At 75.0% G+C, this 20,695-nt stretch carries 15 protein-coding genes; 9 read left to right on the forward strand and 6 right to left on the reverse strand.

The features are described from left to right. Position 1: 1 nt before the first annotated feature. Together ACIA5A_RS13055 and ACIA5A_RS13060 are read right to left on the reverse strand one after the other, a co-directional pair. On the reverse strand, positions 2-691 hold the full coding sequence (locus ACIA5A_RS13055) for a potassium channel family protein (RefSeq protein ID WP_396760490.1): 690 nt from the start codon (positions 689-691) through the stop codon (positions 2-4). Between the two features lie 3 nt (positions 692-694). Beyond that, positions 695-1,360 (reverse strand): TrkA family potassium uptake protein, encoded by a 666-nt coding sequence (locus tag ACIA5A_RS13060; protein WP_181572345.1) that lies wholly within the window; start codon positions 1,358-1,360, stop codon positions 695-697. A gap of 158 nt (positions 1,361-1,518) precedes the next feature. On the opposite strand from ACIA5A_RS13060, the gene ACIA5A_RS13065 reads away from it, so the two are divergent. From ACIA5A_RS13065 to ACIA5A_RS13085, 5 genes are all read left to right on the forward strand, one after another. Further along, positions 1,519-3,567: an APC family permease gene (locus tag ACIA5A_RS13065; protein ID WP_396760493.1), complete on the forward strand. Its 2,049-nt coding sequence runs from the start codon at positions 1,519-1,521 to the stop codon at positions 3,565-3,567. Further along, the gene (locus tag ACIA5A_RS13070) at positions 3,564-4,802 is read left to right on the forward strand and encodes a class I SAM-dependent RNA methyltransferase (RefSeq protein WP_396760496.1); all 1,239 of its coding nucleotides are present in this window, start codon (positions 3,564-3,566) and stop codon (positions 4,800-4,802) included. The genes ACIA5A_RS13065 and ACIA5A_RS13070 overlap by 4 nt, the downstream gene beginning before the upstream one ends. A 45-nt stretch (positions 4,803-4,847) precedes the next feature. Then, a complete protein-coding gene (locus ACIA5A_RS13075) occupies positions 4,848-6,008 on the forward strand; it encodes an anhydro-N-acetylmuramic acid kinase (RefSeq protein ID WP_396760498.1) in 1,161 nt (386 codons plus the stop codon). 48 nt (positions 6,009-6,056) lie between these two features. Then, positions 6,057-8,000, forward strand: a complete 1,944-nt coding sequence (gene dxs / locus ACIA5A_RS13080) for a 1-deoxy-D-xylulose-5-phosphate synthase (RefSeq protein ID WP_396760501.1) — start codon at positions 6,057-6,059, stop codon at positions 7,998-8,000. Between the two features lie 65 nt (positions 8,001-8,065). Next, positions 8,066-8,563, forward strand: a complete 498-nt coding sequence (locus ACIA5A_RS13085) for a GNAT family N-acetyltransferase (protein ID WP_396760504.1) — start codon at positions 8,066-8,068, stop codon at positions 8,561-8,563. A 532-nt stretch (positions 8,564-9,095) separates the two neighbouring features. Here ACIA5A_RS13085 and uppS read toward each other — a convergent pair. Next, positions 9,096-9,860, reverse strand: coding sequence for a polyprenyl diphosphate synthase (uppS, locus tag ACIA5A_RS13090; protein ID WP_396760507.1), 765 nt, complete (start codon positions 9,858-9,860; stop codon positions 9,096-9,098). Beyond that, on the reverse strand, positions 9,857-11,050 hold the full coding sequence (locus ACIA5A_RS13095; RefSeq protein WP_396760510.1) for a hypothetical protein: 1,194 nt from the start codon (positions 11,048-11,050) through the stop codon (positions 9,857-9,859). The genes uppS and ACIA5A_RS13095 overlap by 4 nt, the downstream gene beginning before the upstream one ends. Positions 11,051-11,206: 156 nt before the next feature. Between ACIA5A_RS13095 and ACIA5A_RS13100 the strand changes: the two genes are divergently transcribed. Beyond that, positions 11,207-13,120: a hypothetical protein gene (locus ACIA5A_RS13100; protein WP_396760513.1), complete on the forward strand. Its 1,914-nt coding sequence runs from the start codon at positions 11,207-11,209 to the stop codon at positions 13,118-13,120. Next, positions 13,078-14,868: a hypothetical protein gene (locus tag ACIA5A_RS13105; RefSeq protein WP_396760517.1), complete on the forward strand. Its 1,791-nt coding sequence runs from the start codon at positions 13,078-13,080 to the stop codon at positions 14,866-14,868. The genes ACIA5A_RS13100 and ACIA5A_RS13105 overlap by 43 nt, the downstream gene beginning before the upstream one ends. A gap of 71 nt (positions 14,869-14,939) precedes the next feature. On the opposite strand, the gene ACIA5A_RS13110 is transcribed toward ACIA5A_RS13105, so the two are convergent. Then, complete coding sequence (locus ACIA5A_RS13110; protein ID WP_396760667.1) at positions 14,940-16,712, reverse strand: hypothetical protein; 1,773 nt, start codon at positions 16,710-16,712, stop codon at positions 14,940-14,942. A gap of 187 nt (positions 16,713-16,899) precedes the next feature. Here ACIA5A_RS13110 and ACIA5A_RS13115 point away from each other — a divergent pair, with 187 nt between their 5' ends. Both ACIA5A_RS13115 and ACIA5A_RS13120 read left to right on the forward strand, forming a co-directional pair. Continuing rightward, entirely contained in the window at positions 16,900-18,153 is a 1,254-nt protein-coding gene (locus tag ACIA5A_RS13115) for a PQQ-binding-like beta-propeller repeat protein (protein ID WP_396760520.1), read from the forward strand. Further along, positions 18,150-19,451, forward strand: coding sequence for a PQQ-binding-like beta-propeller repeat protein (locus ACIA5A_RS13120; protein WP_396760523.1), 1,302 nt, complete (start codon positions 18,150-18,152; stop codon positions 19,449-19,451). The genes ACIA5A_RS13115 and ACIA5A_RS13120 overlap by 4 nt, the downstream gene beginning before the upstream one ends. On the opposite strand, the gene ACIA5A_RS13125 is transcribed toward ACIA5A_RS13120, so the two are convergent. After that, a complete protein-coding gene (locus ACIA5A_RS13125; RefSeq protein ID WP_396760526.1) occupies positions 19,452-20,591 on the reverse strand; it encodes a peptidase C39 family protein in 1,140 nt (379 codons plus the stop codon). Between the last annotated feature and the right edge of the window lie 104 nt (positions 20,592-20,695).

The following is a 20,695-nucleotide window of genomic DNA, read 5'->3' on the forward strand; positions in this document are numbered from 1 at the left end:
GTCAGGCGCGTTCGCGCTGCCGGTCGGTGCTCTCCGGGCCGAGGATCACCGCGCGCACGTCGTCCTCCACCTCGGCGGTGCACACGAAGACCAGCTCGTCTCCGGCCTCGATCGGGTCGTCAGGCGTGGGCACCAGCACCCGCTTGCCGCGCAGGATCGCCACCAGCGCCGCGTCCCGGGGGATCGGCACCGCGTGGATCGGCTGCCCGACGTAGGGCGCGGTCGGCGGCAGGGTGATCTCGACCAGGTTGGCCTCGCCCTGCCGGAACGTCATCAGCCGGACCAGGTCGCCGACGGTGACCGCCTCCTCGACAAGCGCCGCCATCACGCGCGGCTTGCTGACCGCCACGTCGACGCCCCACTGCTCGGTGAAGAGCCACTCGTTCTCGGCCCGGTTGACCCGGGCCACCACGCGGGGTACCGCGAACTCGGTCTTGGCCAGCAACGAGACGACCAGGTTGACCTTGTCGTCGCCGGTGGCCGCCACCACCACGTCGCAGCCGGCCACGTTCGCCTCCTCGAGGCTGGCCAGCTCGCACGCGTCGGCGAGCACCCAGTCAGCGGTGGGCACCCGGTCGGGCCGCAGCATCTTGGGCTGCCGCTCGATCAGCATCACCTGGTGGCCGTTGTCGATCAGCTCCTGGGCGATCGAGCGGCCCACGTTGCCGGCGCCGGCGATGGCGATCCGCATGGCTCAGTGCCCCCCTTCCGGCGGCGCCGCCGCCACCGAGGTGACCGAGGCGGTGATGTCGTCGGTCACCAGCATGAAGACCTGGTCGCCCTCCTGCACCACGGTGGAGGCGGTGGGCAGGGTGCCGATGCCGAACCGGGTCAGGTAGGCCACCCGCGCGCCGGCCGACTCCTCGAGCTGCCGCAGCGGCCGGCCGATCCAGTCCTTGTGCACCGGCACCTCGACGATCGACACGGTGCTGGTCAGGTCGCGGAAGATCTCCACGTTGCCCTCGGGGACCAGGTGGCGCAGCATCCGGTCGGCGGTCCACCGGACGGTGGCCACGGTCGGGATGCCGAGGCGCTCGTAGACCTGGGCCCGGCGCTGGTCGTAGATCCGGGCCGCCACCCGGGACACCCCGAACGTCTCCCGGGCCAGCCGGGCCGAGATGATGTTGGAGTTGTCGCCGCTGGAGACCGCCGCGAAGGCGTCCGCCCGCTCGATGCCTGCCTCGCGCAGCACCTCGCCGTCGAAGCCGGCGCCGGTGACCGTGATGCCCGCGAAGTCGGGGCCGAGACGGCGGAACGCGTCCGCGTCCTGGTCGATCACCGCCACCGAGTGCCCCCGGGACTCCAGGCTGTGGGCCAGGGTCGACCCGACCCGGCCGCAGCCCATGATCACGACATGCACGGTGTCCGCTCCTCCCACGGTGCCGCCCGGCGACCCGTTCCCTGCGAAGCCTGCCACGTCCCCGCTCCCGGCGGGGCACCGACCGTACCGTGCGGGCGCGCGCGACAGTGATCAGCCACCCCACTGTCCCGCGCCGGGTGGCCGTACGCTTGTCGGTTGTGGCCAGCCCCACCTCGCTGCTGAAGCGACTCCTCCTCGGTCGACCGTTCCGGTCCGACCGCCTCCAGCACACCCTGCTGCCGAAGCGCATCGCGCTGCCGGTCTTCGCGTCCGACGCGCTCTCCTCCGTGGCGTACGCCCCGGACGAGATCCTGCTGACGCTCTCCATCGCCGGCGCCTCGGCGTTCTTCTTCTCGCCCTGGGTCGCGCTCGCCGTCGTCGTGGTGATGCTCACCGTGGTGGCGAGCTACCGGCAGAACGTGCACGCCTACCCCTCGGGCGGCGGCGACTACGAGGTCGCCACCGTCAACCTGGGGCCGCGCGCCGGTCTCGCGGTGGCCAGCGCGCTGCTCGTCGACTACGTGCTCACCGTCGCGGTGTCGGTCTCCTCCGGGGTGGCCAACCTCGGCTCGGTGGTGCCGTTCGTGGCCACCCACAAGGTGCTCATCGCGGTCAGCGCGGTGGCGCTGCTCACCGCGATCAACCTGCGCGGCCTGCGCGAGTCGGGCACCGCGTTCGCCATCCCCACCTACGGCTTCGTCATCGTCATCGGTGGCATGCTGCTGACCGGCGCGGTCCGGATCTTCGTGCTCGGCGACGACCTGCGCGCGCCCAGCGCCGGCCTGGAGATCCACGCCGAGCACAGCGTGACCGGGTTCGCGTTGATCTTCCTGCTGCTGCGCACGTTCTCGTCCGGCTGCGCCGCGCTCACCGGCGTGGAGGCGATCTCCAACGGCGTACCGGCGTTCAAGTCGCCGAAGTCGAAGAACGCGGCGACCACGCTGCTGTTGCTCGGCGGCATCGCGGTCACCATGCTGGTCGGCATCATCCTGCTGGCCCGCCGGACCGGCCTGCAGTTCGTCGAGAACCCCAGCCAGATCGTCTCCGGCCCGGACGGCTACGTGCAGAAGACGGTGACCGTGCAGCTCGGCGAGACCGTGTTCGGCGGTGGCTCGGTGCTGCTCTACGTGGTCGCCGGGATGACCGCGCTGATCCTGTTCCTGGCCGCGAACACCGCGTTCAACGGTTTCCCGGTGCTCGGCTCGATCCTCGCGCAGGACCGCTACCTGCCGCGCCAACTGCACACCCGGGGTGACCGGCTGGCGTTCTCCAACGGCATCGTCTTCCTCGCCGTCTTCGCGGTGGTGCTGATCGTCGGCTTCCAGGCCGAGGTGACCCGGCTCATCCAGCTCTACATCGTCGGGGTGTTCGTCTCGTTCACGCTGTCGCAGGCCGGCATGATCCGGCACTGGAACCGGCACCTGCGCAACGAGCGGGATCCGGAGGCGCGGCGGCGGATGGTCCGCTCCCGGGCGATCAACGCGTTCGGCATGGCTATGACCGGCGTGGTGCTGGTCATCGTGCTGGTCACCAAGTTCCTGCTCGGCGCCTGGATCGCGATCGTCGCGATGGCCGTGATGTACGTGGTCATGCTGGGCATCCGCCGGCACTACGACCGGGTCGCCGCCGAGCTGGAGCCGACCGAGCAGCGGGCCGTGCTGCCCGCCCGCAACCACGCCATCGTGCTGGTCAGCAAGCTGCACCAGCCCACGCTGCGGGCCGTCGCGTACGCCCGGGCCACCCGGCCGGACACCCTCACCGCGGTCACCGTCAACGTGGACGAGAAGGACACCCGCGACCTCCAGGCCGACTGGGAGCGGCGGGAGCTGCCGGTGCCGCTGACCGTGATCGACTCGCCGTACCGGGAGATCACCCGGCCGATCATCAACTTCGTCGCCTCGGTCCGCCGCGAGTCGCCCCGCGACGTGGTCACCGTCTTCATTCCGGAGTACGTGGTGGGCCGCTGGTGGGAGAACCTGCTGCACAACCAGAGCGCGCTGCGGCTCAAGGGCCGGCTGCTGTTCGAGCCGGGCGTGATGGTGACGAGCGTGCCCTGGCAGCTCGCCTCGACCGCCACCAAGAACCTGGACCGCCTGGACGCCACGCTCAGCCGGGGTCCGGCCCGTGGGCCCCGGGTGGCGCCGCAGAGCACGTTGCCGCCACCGGTCGGCGCCGCGCCTCCTGGTGAGCAGGAGGGCCGGTCATGACTGCGCCGTCGCGCCCCGGGCTGGAGGAGGCCGAGCGGGTCGAGTTGACCGTGGACGCGGTCGCCCCCGGCGGGCACTGCGTGGCCCGGGTCGGTGGGCAGGTGGTGTTCGTCCGGCACGCGCTGCCCGGCGAGCGGGTGGTGGCCGAGGTGACCGAGCTGCACCGGGGCTTCGCCCGCGCCGACGCGGTGGAGATCCTCGACGCCTCGCCGGACCGGGTCACCCCGCCGTGCCCGTACGCCCGGCCGGGCGCGTGCGGCGGCTGCGACCTCCAGCACGTCGCGCCGGCCGCTCAGCTCGACTGGAAGGCGTCGGTGGTGCGCGAGCAGCTCACCCGCCTCGGTGGGCTCACCGACGAGCGGGTGGACGCGCTCGGCGTCCGGGTCGAGGCGCTTCCCGGCGGGCCGCTGGGCTGGCGGTCCCGGGTCCGCTACGCGGTCGACGCCGCCGGCCGGGCCGGGCTGCTCAAGCACCGCTCGCACGAGGTGGTGCCGATCGACCGCTGCCTGATCGCCCACCCGGCGATCCAGGAGCTGCCGGTGCTGCCGCCCAGCGGCGTGAGCTGGCCGGACGCCGACGCGGTGGAGACGGTGGCCAGCAGCGGCGGGGACGTCGCCGTGGTCGCGTACGCCGACGGGGTCGCCACCGCGGTGAGCGGGCCGGAGCGGGTCCGGGAGACGGCGGCCGGGCGGTCGTTCACGCTGCCCGCGTCCGGCTTCTGGCAGGTCCACCCGGCCGCGGCGGACGCCCTGGTCGACGCCGTGGTCGAGCTGCTCGACCCGCGGCCCGGCGAGACCGCGTGGGATCTCTACGGCGGGGCCGGGCTGTTCGCCGCCGCGCTCGCCGGCCGGGTCGACGGGGCCCGGGTGACGGTGGTCGAGTCGGCCCCGGACGGGGTGGCCGGGGCCCGGACGAACCTGGCCGACCTGTCCGGCGTCGAGGTGGTCGCGGCCCGGGTGGAGACCGCGCTGGCCCGCCGCCGGATCACCGGCCCGGTCGACCTGGTGGTGCTCGACCCGCCGCGCGCGGGCGCCGGCGCGGCGGTGGTACGCGGCGTGGTGGCCGCGAGCCCGCGCGCGGTGGCGTACGTGGCCTGCGACCCGGCCGCGTTCGCCCGGGACGTGCGAACGTTCGCCGAGGCCGGGTGGCGGCTGACCGGGTTGCGCGGGTTCGACCTGTTCCCGATGACCCAGCACGTCGAGCTGGTCGGCCTGTTCCTGCCCCCGGAGCGTTGAGCGGGGGCCCTTCCTCTACCGGATCCGTTAAAAGGGGGCCCTTCCTTGCGCATCGTCGGGTTGATGTCGGGGACGTCGTACGACGGGGTGGACGTGGCCGCGGGCGAGTTCACGCTCGACGGGGACACGCTGCGGCTGCGGCCGCTCGGTCACCGCGAGCTGGCCTACCCGGACGACCTGCGGGAGCGGATCGGCGCGTTGCTGCCGCCGGCGGCCACCACGATCGAGGCGGTCTGCCGGCTGGACAACCGCCTCGGCGAGGTGTTCGCCGAGGCGGCTTCCGTCGGCGTCGAGCTGGCCGGCGGCGCGGCCGACGCGGTCGTGTCGCACGGGCAGACCGTCTTCCACTGGGTCGACGGCGGCCGGGTGCGCGGCACGCTCCAGCTCGGCGCGCCGGCCCGGGTGGCCGCGCGGGTGGGCGTACCGGTGCTGCACGACCTGCGCTCGGCGGACGTGGCGGCCGGCGGGCAGGGCGCGCCGCTGGTCCCGGCGTTCGACGCGCTGCTGCTCGACGCCGGCACCTCCCCGCGCGCGGCGCTGAACCTCGGCGGGATCGCGAACCTCACCGTGGTCGCGCCCGGGGCGCCGGTCCTCGGGTACGACGTGGGCCCGGCCAACGCGCTGCTGGACGCCGCCGCCCGTCGGTTCCTGGGTCGGCCGTGCGACGTCGACGGGGCGCGGGCCGCCGCCGGCCGGGTGCACGAGGCGCTGCTGGCCCGGCTGCTCGCCGAGCCCTACTACGCCGCGCCGCCACCCAAGTCGACGGGGAAGGAGCTGTTCCACGCCGGCTACCTGGACGCCGCGCTGGCCGCGGTGGGCGAGCCGGTGGCCGCCGACGACGTGCTTGCCACGCTCACCGAGCTGACCGCCCGCACGGTCGCCGACGCCTGCGACGGGCACCTGGTGACCGAGGTCGTCGCCGCCGGCGGGGGAGTGCGTAATCCCACACTTCGGGCGCGGCTGGCCACGCTCGGGGCGGGCCGCTGGCGGCTGCGCGTCACCGACGAGCTGGGCGTGCCGGCCCAGGCCAAGGAGGCGTACGCGTTCGCGCTGCTGGGCTGGCTGAGCTGGCACGGGCTGCCCGGCGCGGTGCCCTCGGTGACCGGCGCGAGCCGGGCCGCGGTGCTCGGCTCGTGGACCCCGGCCGGGCCGCCGTCCGGCGCGCCCCGGACCGCGCCGCCGCGCCGGCTGGTGGTCGCCTCCTGATCCACGGCTCGGCTGCGGACTGGGGCGCGGCCGATAGACTCTCCGGTCATGAGTGTTGAAGAGGGCACGGCCAACCACGGTCGACTGCTGGGCGCCGTCCGCGGCCCGCAGGACGTGAAGCGGATGACCGCCGAGCAACTGGACATCCTCGCCGCCGAGATCCGGGACTTCCTGATCGCCAAGGTCTCCCGCACCGGTGGGCACATCGGCCCCAACCTCGGCGTCGTCGAGCTGACGCTGGCCATGCACCGGGTGTTCGACTCTCCGCGCGACCGGCTCCTCTTCGACACCGGCCACCAGTCGTACGTGCACAAGATCCTCACCGGCCGGCAGGAGGGCTTCGACAAGCTCCGCCAGCGCGGTGGCCTCTCCGGCTACCCCAGCCAGGCGGAGAGCGAGCACGACCTGATCGAGAACTCGCACGCCTCCACCGCCCTGTCCTACGCCGACGGCCTGGCCAAGGCGTACGCGCTGCGCTGCGAGAAGCGGTCCGTGGTGGCCGTGGTCGGCGACGGCGCGCTCACCGGCGGCATGTGCTGGGAGGCGCTGAACAACATCGCCACCGCCGGCAACCCGCTGGTCATCGTGGTCAACGACAACGGCCGGTCCTACTCGCCGACCATCGGCGGTCTCGCCGACCACCTGTCGTCGCTGCGGCTCAACCCCGGCTACGAGAAGGTGCTCGACACCGTCAAGGACGCGCTGGGCAACACGCCGTTCGTCGGCAAGCCGATGTTCGAGGTGCTGCACGCGGTCAAGAAGGGCATCAAGGACGCGGTCGCCCCGCAGGCCATGTTCGAGGACCTCGGCATCAAATACGTGGGCCCGGTCGACGGCCACGACGTGCCGGCGGTCGAGGCGGCGCTGCGCGCGGCGAAGAACTTCGGCGGCCCGGTGATCGTGCACGCGGTCACCCGCAAGGGCTACGGCTACCGCCCCGCCGAGGACGACGAGGCGGACTGCCTGCACGGTCCCGGCGCCTTCGACGTGGAGACCGGCCAACTGGTCGCCGCGCCGTCGGTGAAGTGGACCCACGTCTTCGCGAACGAGCTGGTGACCATCGCCGACGAGCGCCCCGACATGGTGGGCATCACCGCCGCCATGGCCGAGCCGACAGGCATCGCCACGCTGGCCCGCAAGTACCCGGAGCGGGTCTACGACGTGGGCATCGCCGAGCAGCACGCGGCCACCTCCGCCGCCGGCCTGGCCATGGGTGGCCTGCACCCGGTGGTCGCGGTCTACGCCACGTTCCTCAACCGCGCCTTCGACCAGGTCCTGCTGGACGTGGCGATGCACAAGCTGCCTGTCACGTTCGTGCTGGACCGGGCCGGCATCACCGGCCCGGACGGGCCCAGCCACTACGGCATCTGGGACATGTCCGTCTTCGGCGTGGTGCCCGGCCTGCGCATCGCCGCGCCCCGCGACTCGGCCACGCTGCGCGAGGAACTGCGCGAGGCGATCGCCGTCGACGACGGCCCGACCATCCTGCGCTTCCCGACCGGCACCGTCGCCGCCGACCTGCCGGCCGTGCGCCGGGTCGGCCCGGTCGACGTGCTGGCCGAGTCGGCGCGTACTGACGTGCTGCTGGTCGCGGTCGGCTCGTTCGCCGGCCTCGGCATGGAGGTCGCCGCCCGGGTCGCCGAGCAGGGCTACGGCGTCACCGTGGTCGACCCGCGCTGGGTCCGCCCGGTCCCCGCCGAGCTGGTCGAGCTGGCCGCCGGGCACCGCCTCGTGGTCACCGTCGAGGACGGCGTGCGGGTCGGCGGCGTGGGCTCCGCGCTGGCCCAGGCGATGCGGGACGCCGACGTCCGCGTGCCGGTGCGCGACCTGGGCGTACCGGCCGACTGGCACCCGCACGGCAGCCGCGCGCAGATCCTGTCCGACCTGGGGCTGACCGCGCAGGACGTGGCCCGCGACGTCACCGGCTGGATCTCCGGCCTGGACGCCGCGCCGGTCGACCCGGCCACCGACGGGGCCGCCGCGCAGAACTGATCCGGTCTACGGTGCTCGGGCGGTCCCGCTGTCGCGGGGCCGCCCGTTCCCTGTCCGGAGGCGTGATGGATGTTCGTGCGGCCAGCCCGGCCGACCTGGACCGCATCGTCGACCTGCACACCCGCGCCCGGATCACCTACTACGGCGAGGGCGGGCTGCCCGTCGGGGAGATCGTCACCCCGGAGCTGGCCCGGGAGCAGCGCGCCGGATGGACGGCGGCGATCGACGCGCCCGACAAGCACGTCCTCTGCGCCACCGTGGACGGTCGGCTGGTCGGACTGCTGGCCATGGGGCCGCCGCACACGCCGGAGGCGAACGCCGCCCAGCTCTACCAGATCCACGTCGCACCGGAATGGTGGGGCCGAGGCGTCGGCAGCACGCTGCACGGCCACTTCCTGCGTCACCTGGAGATCGAGCGCCTGGCCGTGGGCGTCCTGGAGGTGTGGGTGCGGAACACCCGGGCCCGCGCCTTCTACACCCGACACTGCTGGCATCTGGACGGCACCACCCGCCCCGGCCCCGTCGACGCCCCCTACCTCGGCATGCGCCGCTCCGCTCCCTGACCGGCCCGTCGAGCCCCGACCCCTGGTCCCGAGCCGCTGTTCCCGGCCGCCGGCCGCGGGCCGCGCCTCGCGCCCGTGCCCCGTGCCTCGCACCTGTGCCCCGTGCCCCGTGCCCCGTGCCCCGCACCTGTGCCCCGCGCCTTGCGCCTATGCCCCGTACCTGTGCCCTGTGCCCCGCGCCCGTGCCTTGCGCGCCCGTGTCCTTGGCCCGCGCCCACGCGTCTCCACCGCTCGGGCTCAGGCCGAGGCCCTCGATCGCGGACTTCTGGCGCCCGTGATCTCCATCAATCCCGACTCCACATGCGCCACAACCCCAAGATCGCGTCGCGCGACCCTTCGACGGACGACGGTCTCGTCGATCATGAGGTTGGCGGGGCCTGCCGTCCGATTTGTCGCCGCCAACTTCATGATCGACGCTTCCTGGCCGGGCGAGGCTTGGTGATCAAGGAGTTTTTGGGAGGGGGAGTGCGGGATTGTGACGCAAAGTCCTTGATCGGCGGGGAGGGGCGGGGCGGGAGGGTGGGTGGGGTGGTCAGGGGCGGGTGGTGTAGGTGCGGAGGGCTCGGAGGAAGTCGAGTTCGCGGAAGCCGGGCCAGTAGACGTCGCAGAAGTACAGCTCCGAGTGGACGGCCTGCCAGAGCGGGAAGCCGGACATCCGCCGTTCCCCGCTGGTGCGGATGACCAGGTCGGGATGGGGCCGGCTGCCGGTGTAGAGGCGGGCGCCGATGGCCTCCTCGGTGAGGCCGTCGGCCACGTCGCCGAGCGTGGCGCCGTCCTCCGCCGCCTCGTGCAGGAGGGTCCGGACCGCGTCGGTGATCTCCACGCGCCCGTCGTAGCCGATCGCGACGGTGAGGTGGAAGCCCCGGTCCCGGTCACGGGTGGCGTCCTCGGCCAGCTTCAGCGCGTGCCGGGTCGACTCGGGCAGGATGTCGGTGCGGCCCGCCACGTGCAGTCGCCACGGGCTGGCCGGGCGGAGCAACGGCTCGGCGATCACCTCCTCGACCAGCCGCATCAGGTGGGCCACCTCGCCGGACTCACGCTTGCGCACGTTGTCGACGGACGCGACGAACAGGGTGATCTGGCGGATCCCCAACCCGGCGCACCAGCCGGCCACCTCGTGCAGGTGCGCGGCGCCGTACCGGTGACCCACCGACGGGTCGTCGAAGCCCATCTGCCGGGCCCACCGGCGGTTGCCGTCCATCACCATCGCCACGTGCCGGGGCAGTGCCGCGCCGACGAGCCGCGCCCGCAGGCGGCGGGCGTGCAGCCGGCGAACCAGGTCGGTCAGCACGGTCATCGCGGGGCGGAGAGGGAGCGGTACCAGGTCTTCTCGGTGCCGGCCAGGCTGAACGTCTGCTTGGCGTCGGTCTGCTCCACCACCACCAGGCCCGGTCGGTCGACCAGGCGGGTGGTGCCGGGCGGGGCGGCGAACGAGGCGTCCCGGGTCCGCCAGGTCAGCACCGCGAGCGGCTGCCCGGGCAACGGCAGGTGGTAGGCCTGCAACGTGGTGGAGCGGTCGGCGGGGGAGACCACCGGCGTGCCGCCGCCGGCCGGGCGGTAGAGCACCGCGGTCATCGTCCCGCTCGGCGTCTCCCAGGTGAGCTGCTCCAGGTCGCCCGGCTCGCCGCCGCCGAGGGCCACCGAGCCCAGCGACCGGGTCGCGAGCTTCGCCATCGGCCAGGACTCCGGCGCCGAGCGGGGCGCCGCACGGTCGCCGATGCGGCGCGGCGCGCTGCCGAACGGGCCCTGCTCGCCGCCCAGGACACAGGTGTCCAGGCCGGTCAGGGCACGCCTGCCGGAGCCGGTCTCGTCGCGGACCAGCGGGTAACGGGGCGCTTCGGTGGCCGTACCCAGGTCGAGGACGCGGTCGGCGGCCCGGCCGCGCGGCAGCGACGGCGTGGGCCGCAGCGTCGCGGTCAGCTCGACGGCCTGGCAGGCCGGCACGGCGACCGGGTCGGTGACGCCGTCGGCGCCGGACACCGTCCGGCCGTCCGGGCCGAGTAGGCGCTCCACCCGGGCGGAGGTGAGGTAGCGGCGGCCGGTGGGCTCCCGCACCGGCAGCACGTCGGAGTAGATCAGGTAGCCGGGGTCGGTGTACTCGGTGGCGTGCGCCACCCGCCACCGCTGCCCGTCCCGGTCCAGTTGCAACAGCCAGGAGGCGGAGTCACCGGGCACGTCGGCGGCGACCAGCGCCAGCGGGGCGCCGGCCACCTCACCGGAGAAGAGGATGCCGGAGGAGGGCAGGTGGGCGCGGTCGTCGACAGGTGAGCGCCAGTCCCGCACCGCGGCGGTGATCGCGGCGGTCGCGGCGGCGTCGCGGGCCAGGCTGCCGCGCGGCGGCCAGACCGCGAGCGTGCCGTCCAGGCTGTCGTAGCCGACCCGCAGATCCGCCGGCCGCCGTTCGGCGACCGGCCCACAACCGGCCGTGGCCAGCAGCAACGCGGCCAGCGCGGTGCCCGTCACAGCGCCTCGGCGGGCTGAAAGCACCCTGATCCCCTCGCCGGTCGTCGGTCGGAAGCCCACATGGTACGAGACGACCGGGCATCCGGGCGCGCCCGGCTCTACCCCGCGGCCGGCCCTCCGTCGCGGAACGTGACGCGCGATTCGTGACTCAATATCCGGCTCCGGTAGACTCCGCCGACTGTGACGCCTGCCGAGACCCGCGGCGCCTCGACGCCGGCCGCCGACGCCCCGACGGGCTCCCGATCCGTCACGCTCGACCCACCTCCGGTCACCCGGCGTGAGCCTCCCGTCGACCCGCCCGCGCCGGTGGAGCCCACCGGAGACCGGCCGGCCGCCCGACGCCGGTGGCGCTGGCGGTGGACCCGCCGCCGCATCGACCTCGTCGTGTACGCCGCCTTCGCCCTCGCCGCCGTCTGGGTGACCAGCGGCATCTGGGCCGACCCGGCCGGCCGGGTGGCCGCGCTCTACAGCAGCGACCCGGCGCAGGTGCAGTTCTTCCTGGCCCACTCGGTGCGGGTGGTGCTGCACGGCGAGTTCCCGTTCTTCACCGAACAGTTCAACTATCCCGACGGGGTCAACCTGATGGCGAACACCGCCATCCTGGCGCTCGGCATCCCGATGGTGCCGGTGACCCTCCTGTTCGGACCGGCGGTCTCCTTCGTGGCGCTGGTCACCATCGGCCTGGCCGGCACCGCCGCGGCCTGGTACCGGGTGCTCTCCCGGCACCTGGTCCGGCACCGGCCGGCCGCCGCGGTCGGCGCCTGGTTCTGCGGCTTCTCGCCGGCCATGCTCTCGCACGCCAACTGGCACCCGAACATCATCAGCCAGTTCCTGCTGCCGTTCATCGTCTGGCGGGTGCTGGTGCTGACCCGGTCCACCCGACCGGTCCGCGACGGCACGCTGCTCGCCCTGCTGGTCGTCGCGCAGGCGTTCGTCAACGAGGAGATCCTGCTCTTCACCGCGCTGGCCCTGGGCGTGTTCCTGCTCGCCGTGCTGGTGCAGCAGCGCGGGCGGTGGGCCGCCGCGTGGCGGCCGCTCGGCGCCGGGCTGGCGGTCTGCGCGGTGCTGGCCGGCGCGCTGCTGGCGTACCCACTCTGGGTGCAGTTCGCCGGGCCGATGGCCTACCACGGGCTCAGCGACGCGGTGCGCGACTACGGCAACGACATCGCCGCGTTCGTCTCGCCCGGTTCGCCGACGTTCGGCGGCAACGAGCGGGCCAACGTCAACCTCGCCCCGAACTACTCGGAGGAGAACGCCTTCTTCGGGTGGAGCCTGACGCTGCTGACCGTCGGCATCGTCGTCTGGCTGCGCCGGGACGTGATGGTCCGGGCGCTCGCCGCGACCGGGCTGTTCTTCGCCGTGCTCTCCCTCGGCGAGCGGATCTCCTGGTGGGACCGGGACCTCGCCACCGGCCCGTGGGAGCTGCTGGTCCGGCTGCCGCTGCTGGACGCCGTGGTGCCGACCCGGTTCGGCCTGATCACCAGCGTGACCGTCGCGGTGCTGCTGGCGTACGCGGTGCGCAGCGCCTGGGTGTTGCGCGGCGTCGAGCGGCGGACCGCGCGGACGCTCACCGCCGCGGGCCTGGTCTTCGCGCTGCTGCCGATCGCGCCGACGCCGCTGCGGGTCACCACCCGCCCGCCGGTCCCGGAGTTCATCACCGCCGACCGGTGGCGGCAGTACGTCGGCCCGGACCAGACGCTGGTCTCGGTGCCGGTGCCGGCGATGGGCAACACCGACCCGATGCGCTGGGCGGCCAGCACCGACCTCGACTTCAAGATCCCCGGTGGCTACTTCCTCGCCCCGCGCAACGGCGTCACCGGCGACCCGGGCCGCTTCGGCGGCCGGCGCAGCGGCATCGGCGAGATGCTCGCCGACGTGGCGTCCACCGGGCGTACGCCGAAGCTCGACGACCGGCAGCGCCGCCGCTTCCTCGACGAGTTGCGGCACTGGAACGCGGCGGTGGTGGTGCTGCCGCTTGACGAGCAGAACGCCGAACCGCTGCGCCGCACCGTGGAGCAGTTGGTCGGACCCGCCCGGCAGGAGCTGGACGTGTGGGTGTGGGACGTCCGGACACTTACCGACCGGTCCGCCTGACGCCGGCGGCGGGCCGCCCCGAGCCCGTGCCCCGGCGCCGGTGGTGGCCCCGACCCGTCGACGGACTCGTCGCGGCCGGCTACCTCGCCCTGGCCGTGCTGCTCACCGCCGACCAGTGGCGGCGGCCGGACCGGCTGTTCCACCAGGCCGGCGACCAGATGCTGTTCGAGTGGATGCTGGCCCGGGCGGCCCGCGCGGTCACCGGCGGCGAGAACCCGCTGCACAGCGCCGCGCTGAACGCGCCGCACGGGGTGAACCTGATGGCCAACACCTCGGTGCTCGGGTTGGGCGTGCCGCTCACCCCGGTCACCGTGGCGTTCGGCTCCCAGGCGGCCTTCCTGGTCGCGGTGGCGCTCAGCCTCGCCGGCACCGCCACCGCCTGGTACGCGCTGCTCGCCCGCCGGCTGGTCCGCTCCCGGGCCGCCGCCGCGGTGGGCGGGCTCTGCTGCGGCTTCGCCCCCGGGATGGTGGCGCAGGCCGGGGCGCACCTGCACATGGCCGCCCAGTTCCTGGTGCCGGTGATCCTCGCGCTGGTGTTCCGACCGGCCACCGACCGGGTCCGCCGCGACGGCGTGCTGCTCGGGCTGGCGGTCGCCTACCAGGTGTTCCTCGGCGAGGAGGTGCTGCTCTTCCTGGCCCTGGCCACCGGCGTGCTGGCCGGGGCGTACGCGCTGGCCGACCGGGCCGCCGCGCGTCGGCTGGCGCCCGTGGTGGCCCGCCGGCTGGGGCTCGGCGCGCTGGTGGCCGGCGCGCTGCTGGCGTACCCGCTGTGGTTCCAGTTCTTCGGGCCGGGCCACTACAGTGGGATGCCGTTCCACACCCGGGGCTACCGGCTGGACCTGGCCTCGTTCACCGCCGCCGCCCGGCAGACCGTGGTCGGGGACGCCCACCGGGCCGGGCTGCTGTCGCCGAACCCGACCGAGCAGAACTCGTTCTTCGGGCCGTTCCTGCCGCTGCTGGCGCTGCTCGTGGTGGTGCGGCTGTGGCGGCGTCCGCTGGTGCGCGCGCTGGCCGCCTGTGGGCTGCTGTTCGCGTCGCTCTCGCTCGGCGTCACGGTGGTGGTGGGTCGGCGCGACACCGGGCTGCCCGGCCCGTACCGGCTGCTCGCCGACGTGCCGCTGCTCGACCTGGTGGTGCCGGCCCGGTTCGCGCTGGTCTGCGTGCCTGTCGCCGGCGTGCTGCTGGCGCTGGCCGTGGACCGGGTCCGGCGGGGCGGTCTCCGCGCCTGGGCGCCGTGGGCCGGCGCGGTCGCCGCCGCGCTGCTGCCGCTCACCCCGACCCCGATCCGCACCGTGCCGGTCACGCCGGTGCCGGCCGTGGTGGCCGGCGGCGACTGGCGGGCGTACGTGCCGGCGGGCCGGACGCTGGTGCCGGTCCCGCCGGTGACCGGCGCGGCGGTCAGCCCGGCGATGTTCTGGTCGGCACGCGCCGGGTTGGCCTTCGACGCGCCGGGCGGCTACTTTATCGGGCCGCGTTCGGCAGGCGACCCGACCGCCCGGTGGGGCGCGCCGGACCGGCCCACGTCGCTGCTGCTGCGCCGGGCCGCGGAGAGCGGGCAGGTGCCGCCGGTCGGTGACGCGGAACGCCGGCAGGCGGTGGCGGACCTGCGCCACTGGCGGGCGGCGGCGCTGGTGCAGGCCGACTCGTCACCTGCCGACCCGGTGCGGCTCACCGTGGACGCTCTGGTCGGCCCCGGGCGGGACGTCGCCGGCGGCTACCTGTGGGACGTCCGCCCCCTGCTCGGCTGACCCCCGCTGCGCCCTTCTGCTGGTGAGAGGGGGCACCTTCTCTACCGGAGGCGTTAACAGGGGGCCCTTCCTTACACCCGGTCGCGGACGTCCCAGAGCCAGACGTCGTCGACGCGCTGTGCGGGGCCGAGCAGCGCGGTCATCAGGTCGCGCAGCACGGCCTCGCGTGGGCCGGCGCCGAGCACCACCACCGACGCCCGCCAGAAGCGCAGGTCCTCGACGGCCTGCCGGCGGTTCTCCGGGGTGATCTCCGGGACCCGGTCGGCGTCCATGGTGGCGTAGATCAGCGTGCTGGTCGGCCGGTTCGGCGCGCCGAAGACCCCCTCACCGGCCGCGTTCGGACCGATGAAGTAGCCGGCCGGGATCGGGAACTCCTGCCCGGTCAGCGCGCTCCAGCGCAGCGTCGGCAGCCCGTGCACGTTGCTCGGGATCGGCACCGGCACCAGCGTCCGACCGGCCGGCACGTAGGGACGCCAGCCGCCGGCGGTGACGAAGTGCGGCGGCGGGTCGATCCGCTGCGCCGGCAGCGGGCGCGGGAACAGCGGCAGCAGGGCGGCCACGATCGCGGCGTAGCCGACCAGGCGTACCGCGCGCCGCCGGCCCGACCCGTCACCGCCGGAGACCGTGTCGGCGTCGGCGTCGTGGTCGCCGGCGCGGGGCGTGGGCACCGGCGGTCGGCCGGCACGTGCGAGCGTGTCCCAGGCCAGCGCCAGCAGCACGCCGACCGCGCCGACCACCACCAGGCTCAACCGGGTCGGCATCATCATCTCGACCAGCGGCAGGTCGTCCGGCACGTACGCCCACGGCCCGGCGACGTCGGTCTCCACGCCGTCGAAGCGCACCACCGGCCCGATCGAGGCGACGGTGAACAGGGCCACCAGCACGGCCAGGATCCGGGCCGGCACCGAGCGGCGGACCAGCAGCACCAGCGCGGCGAGCGCGACCAGCACCAGCGGCCAGCCGAACCAGGTGTTCTGCTCGGTCAGCCCGATGGTCTTCTCCACCGCCTCGTCGCCGGCCACGGTGTCCCGGGCGAACGTGACGAAGGCCATCAGGTCCTCGCCCCAGTTGTGGAAGACCCCGCCCTGCAACCCCCGGTAGGACTGCGGGCCGTTGAACTGGAACCAGATCGGATACGCGGTGAGCAGCAGCGCCACCCCGCCACCGACGCCCATCGCGGCCAGGAACGTGCCGGCCCGCTGCCGCGCCGCGCGCGGTCGCTGGACCGCGTACGCCACCACCACGACCAGGCAGGCCAGCGCGGTGAGCAGCAGCATCTCCTCGTTGATGAAGATCTGGTACGCCACCAGCAGCCCGAGCGCCAGGCCGTTGCGCCGCCGGCGGCCCGGCTCGCCGAGGCGCAGCACCCGGGACACGATCAGCGGGAGCAGGAAGTTCGACACGAAGTTCGGCTGCCCGTTGGCGTGGTGCACGATGCCCGGCGCGAAGCCGAGGAACGCGCCGCCGGCGAACGCCGCAGCCCGGGAGCGGACCAGGTGCCGGGAGAGCATCCAGTAGGACGTGGCGGCGGTCGCCGACAACGCCGCGCCGAGGTAGAGCGCGTACATCACCTGCGGGCCGAGCAGCATGGTCAGCGGCGCCAGCGGCAGCGTCACCCCGAGCAGCGAGGTGTTCGCCATCATGTTCACCCCGTCCGGCGCGTTCTGCCGGGCGGTGAACAGCGGGTTCTCCAGGTGGCGCACCGAGTACGCGCCGTGCGCGAACAGCCACTCGAACCAACTGTGGTCGGTGGGCAGGTGCGAGGACACCCGGTGCTGCACGTCGACCCAGTAGTTGAGGCAGACGAGAACGCCGAGCAGCGCATAGGCTCCGATGGCCAGCATGTCGGCGCGCGCCGGTCGGCGACGGGGCCGGCGCGGCGAGTCCGCCGCGACGGCGTCCACCTCGACGGACGAGGAGTTCAGAGGAGGGTCTACCACCGGCACGGCCACGACGGGCCATCGTACAGGCGGCCCGGCGTCGGTCCGGTCACGGCTGGGCGGCGGTGCGGCGGCGCGGAAAGGGGAGTTCGTGACCGTCATCGATCTGGGCGAGCTGCGCGACGAGGCCCCCGCACCGGGGACCGCGGACCGGCCGCCGCGCGCCGTGGGCCGGCCGTTCCGCGTCGCGGCGGTGCTGCTGGTGGCGCTGGTCACGCTCGCCGCCGCGGTGCCGTCGGGCCGCCCGGCGCCGCGCCGGATCCCCGGTGGCACCGGGGCCGCCGCGTTCCTCTCCGGCGACCGGGCGTACGTGGTGCGGCGGGCCGAGCGGGAACCGGGTTGGGAGGTCGTCGCGTACCGCGAGGGCCGTCCGCGGTGGCGGGCCGCCGTGCCCGCCGGCGGGGACGTCGTCGGGCTGTGGGAGCAGGGCGGGCGGGCGCTGGCCGTGGCCCGCACCGGCGTCGGCGCCGGCGACAGCGGATGGGAGACGGCGGCGTTCGACGCCGGCACCGGCGCGCTGCGGTGGCGGCAGGCCGGCGTCGCGTTCCCGGCCGGCGACGCGCTGCTGCTGCGCCCGGACGGCGAGACGCCGCTGCGTCGGGTGGCGACGGACGACGGGCGGACGCTCTGGAGCGCGCCCGCGAACCGGGACGTGCTGTTCGGCTTCGGTCCGTCCGGAGTGGACCGGATCCTGCTGGTGCCGGGATCCGGCGAGACGGTGGTGCTGAACGCCGCGACCGGTGCCCGGCTGGCCGAGCGTGACCTGCACCCCGATGAGGAGTTGCCCGGTGGGCGTGGCCTCCAGAGCACCGACGGGCTGCTCCTGGAGACCCGGGGTGCTGGCGCGCGCGTGCAGGCGTACGAGTTGGACACGCTCCGGCCGCGCTGGACCGCCGAGCTGCCGCTCGTCGATCACCTGGAGCGGTGCGGGGCGCTGCTCTGCGCGGCCCGACAGACCGGCGGGATGTGGGCGCTCGACCCGGACACCGGCGCGGTCCGCTGGACCGTCGAGCGGTGGCAGAGCGTGCTCTGGGCCGACGCGGGTCGCCTGCTGGTCGCCACCGGCGGCAGCGACGGCGACCGCCTGGCGGTGCTGGACGCGGCGGACGGGCGGCTGGTCGCCGACCTCGGCGACTGGGCGGTGCTGCCGCAGAGCGAGATCGCCGGGCGGCTCTTCCTGACCCGGCCGCTGGGCGGCGGCCGGCAGGTCCTCGCCGAGCCGGACCTGTCCGGCGGTCCGCCCGTGGTGCGCGACGTGCTCACCGGCACCGACTGCACGGCCGGTACGACGCTGCTGGTCTGCCGGCAGCCGGACGGCGACTTCACGCTGCGGCCGCTGCCGTGAGCCCGGTCATCGAGCTGGGCGAGTTGCGACCCGCCGAGGACGGTGACGAACCGCTCCCCGCGCCGCCCCGGCGGCCCCCGGGTCGGACCGTCCGCGCGGTGGCGCTCGCCTGCCTGGTGCTGCTCTCGATGGCCGGTGCGGCGGGGCCGGCCCAGCGGCCGGCGCCGATCCGGGTGCCCGCGCCGCAGGGCGCCGCCTTCGTGGCGCTGGCCGGCCGGCTGGTGGTGGCCGACGGCCCGGGCGCGGTGCACCGGGGCGGTCGGGAGGTCACCGCCTACCGGTTGCCCGGCGGCGAACCGGCGTGGCGGTTCACGCTGCCTGCCGGCGACCAGGTGCTGGGGCTGGCCGGCGCGGTCGGCGGGCTGCTGGTGACGAGCAGTCCGACAGGTGTCGGTGACACGCTCTCCACGCTGCTCGACCCGGTGACCGGGGCGGTGCGCTGGCGGCAGACCGGTTACCCGGTCGCGACCGCCGCCGGCGGGGTGCTGGTGGAGAATCCCCGGCCGGGCGGCACGGGCAGCGTGCGGGCGGTCGACCCGGTGTCCGGCGCGGTGCGCTGGACGCTGTCGGTGCCCGCGCAGGGGGTGGCCTACCGGCGGGACGCCCGGGGGGTGACGCAGCTCGTGCTGGTCGAGCCGGACGGCCGGGTCGTGGTGCACGACGCCGACTCCGGTGCGCGGGTGCGCGACGGCCGGGTGGCGTCCGCGCCGGACGGCGTCGCCCACCGGTACGCGCAGGTCGTCGGCGGTCTGCTGCTGGTCGACGACGGCGCCGGCGCGGTCACCGCGTACGGGCTGGACCGGTTGGACCGGCTCTGGACGGTGCCCGTGGACCCGCGCGCCGTGATCTGGTTCACCGACTGCGCCGGGGTGATCTGCCAGCGCGACCAGGTCGGCGGGGCGAAGGCCCTCGATCCCGCCACCGGGCGTCCCGCCTGGGCGCAGGAGCGGTGGATCGGGCTGGCGCCGGTCGGCGGCCGGCTGATCGCCGCCGCGTCGGGGGACGGCCCGGAACTGGACCTGTCGACGCTCGACCCGGCGACCGGCCGGGTGCTCGGCCGGCTCGGCCGCTGGCGCGCCACCGGCCGGGACGACGGTTCCGGCACGCTGCGCGGGCTGCTCGGGCTGCGGCATCTGGCCGGTGACTGGACGCTCGTCGCCGTGCTGGACGTGCCGGCGGGGGAGGCGCGGACCCGGGCGGTCCTGCCCGGCTCCTGGGACGAGTGCGCGGACGCGGGCGAGGCGCTGGTGTGCCTGCGGCCGGCCGGCGGCCTGGCGGTCTGGCCGATCGCCCGCTGATCACCAGTTGGCCTGCCGGGGGGCGGGCGGCAGCGGCACCGACTCCGGCCGCAGCACGTACGCGATGCCGCCGCTGCCGGCCTGCCAGGCGGCCTCGAACGGCGCGCGGGGCACGGTGCGGCGGACCCCCTCGTCGTCCGGCGCGTACGGGTCGTTGAGCACCGGGTCGCCGTCGGCGCTGAAGCCGACCAGCACGATCAGGTGTCCCCGGGTGTCGTAGTCCAGTCCGGGCACCTGGCCGCGGGCGAACGCCGCCGAGACGACGAGCGGGATGCCGGCGGCCACGAAGCGTTCCGCCTCGGCCAGCGAGCGCAGCCGGGTGACGAACGCGTCCACCCCGTGCGTGCCGGCGTACGCGGTGTTGAACGGCCAGTTGCCCGCCCCGCCGTACGCGTGGTCGTAGCAGTGCCGGGCGGCGTGCACCACCACCGGGCGGGGGCCGGGCGGGTCGACCCAGGCGTACCGGTCGGGGGTGGGGCCGGCCTGCCAGAAGTCGAGCACCATGGACACGCAGGTGGGGCTGCACCAGGAGTCGCCGCCGCCACCCCAGCGGGTCTCCCCGCCGGCGTGCAGCCGCTGCGCGTAGCGGGGCACGTCCAGCACCCGTCCCCACGCCCCGGTCGCCGGTTCGGGCGCCCCGGGGCCGCCGGGGGCGGGATCGGCGGAGGCGACCACGCCGAGGGTGCGCAGCACCGGGTCGCCCGGTGCGTCGGCGGGGCGGTACAGCGTCACCCGGGCCTGCCACCCGGTAACCGTCGCGCCGGTCATCCGGAGCGTGTCCGCGTCGACGCGGGCCCGGCCGTCGGACTGCCCGGGCACCGAGGAGCGGCGCACCGTGCCGTCGTCGGCGGCCCAGTCGCCCAGCGCGTACCAGCCGGTGGTGGCGGCGTCGTCGGCCCAGCCGCGCAGCTCCACCCGCAGCCAGCAGCCCGGCGGCGTATCGGCGGTCCACGAGGGCACCAGCTCGGTGGCGGCGAAGCCGACCGGCACCACGGGTGAGGTCCAGCTCCCGGTGTGCCGGCCGGCCGGCGTCAGCCCGTCCGCGCCGGCCCGCAGCCCGTCGGCCACACCCCCGTCCCCGTCGGCGGGAAACCGGAAACGGCGGTACGCGACGTCCCGGCCGGGGCGGTCGGCGGTCATCGGGGCTCCGCTCGGCTCGGCCCGGCCGGTCGGGCGCGGGCGGTGGTCGATCGTTGCCGGCGAGCATCGCGTACCCGAAGGTTTTCTGCAACGGCGGCGGGTGC

This window comes from Micromonospora sp. NPDC051300 (genome assembly GCF_044455315.1).
In the GTDB taxonomy this organism is placed as follows: Bacteria; Actinomycetota; Actinomycetes; order Mycobacteriales; family Micromonosporaceae; genus Micromonospora; species Micromonospora robiginosa.

Coding starts and splice junctions, on each gene's coding strand:
- ACIA5A_RS13085 (WP_396760504.1), top strand. CDS start 8,066: ATGGATGTTCGTGCGGCCAGCCCGGCCGACCTGGACCGCATCGTCGAC.
- ACIA5A_RS13110 (WP_396760667.1), bottom strand. CDS start 16,712: ATGCTGGCCATCGGAGCCTATGCGCTGCTCGGCGTTCTCGTCTGCCTC.
- ACIA5A_RS13055 (WP_396760490.1), bottom strand. CDS start 691: ATGCGGATCGCCATCGCCGGCGCCGGCAACGTGGGCCGCTCGATCGCC.
- ACIA5A_RS13070 (WP_396760496.1), top strand. CDS start 3,564: ATGACTGCGCCGTCGCGCCCCGGGCTGGAGGAGGCCGAGCGGGTCGAG.
- dxs (WP_396760501.1), top strand. CDS start 6,057: ATGAGTGTTGAAGAGGGCACGGCCAACCACGGTCGACTGCTGGGCGCC.
- ACIA5A_RS13125 (WP_396760526.1), bottom strand. CDS start 20,591: ATGACCGCCGACCGCCCCGGCCGGGACGTCGCGTACCGCCGTTTCCGG.
- uppS (WP_396760507.1), bottom strand. CDS start 9,860: ATGACCGTGCTGACCGACCTGGTTCGCCGGCTGCACGCCCGCCGCCTG.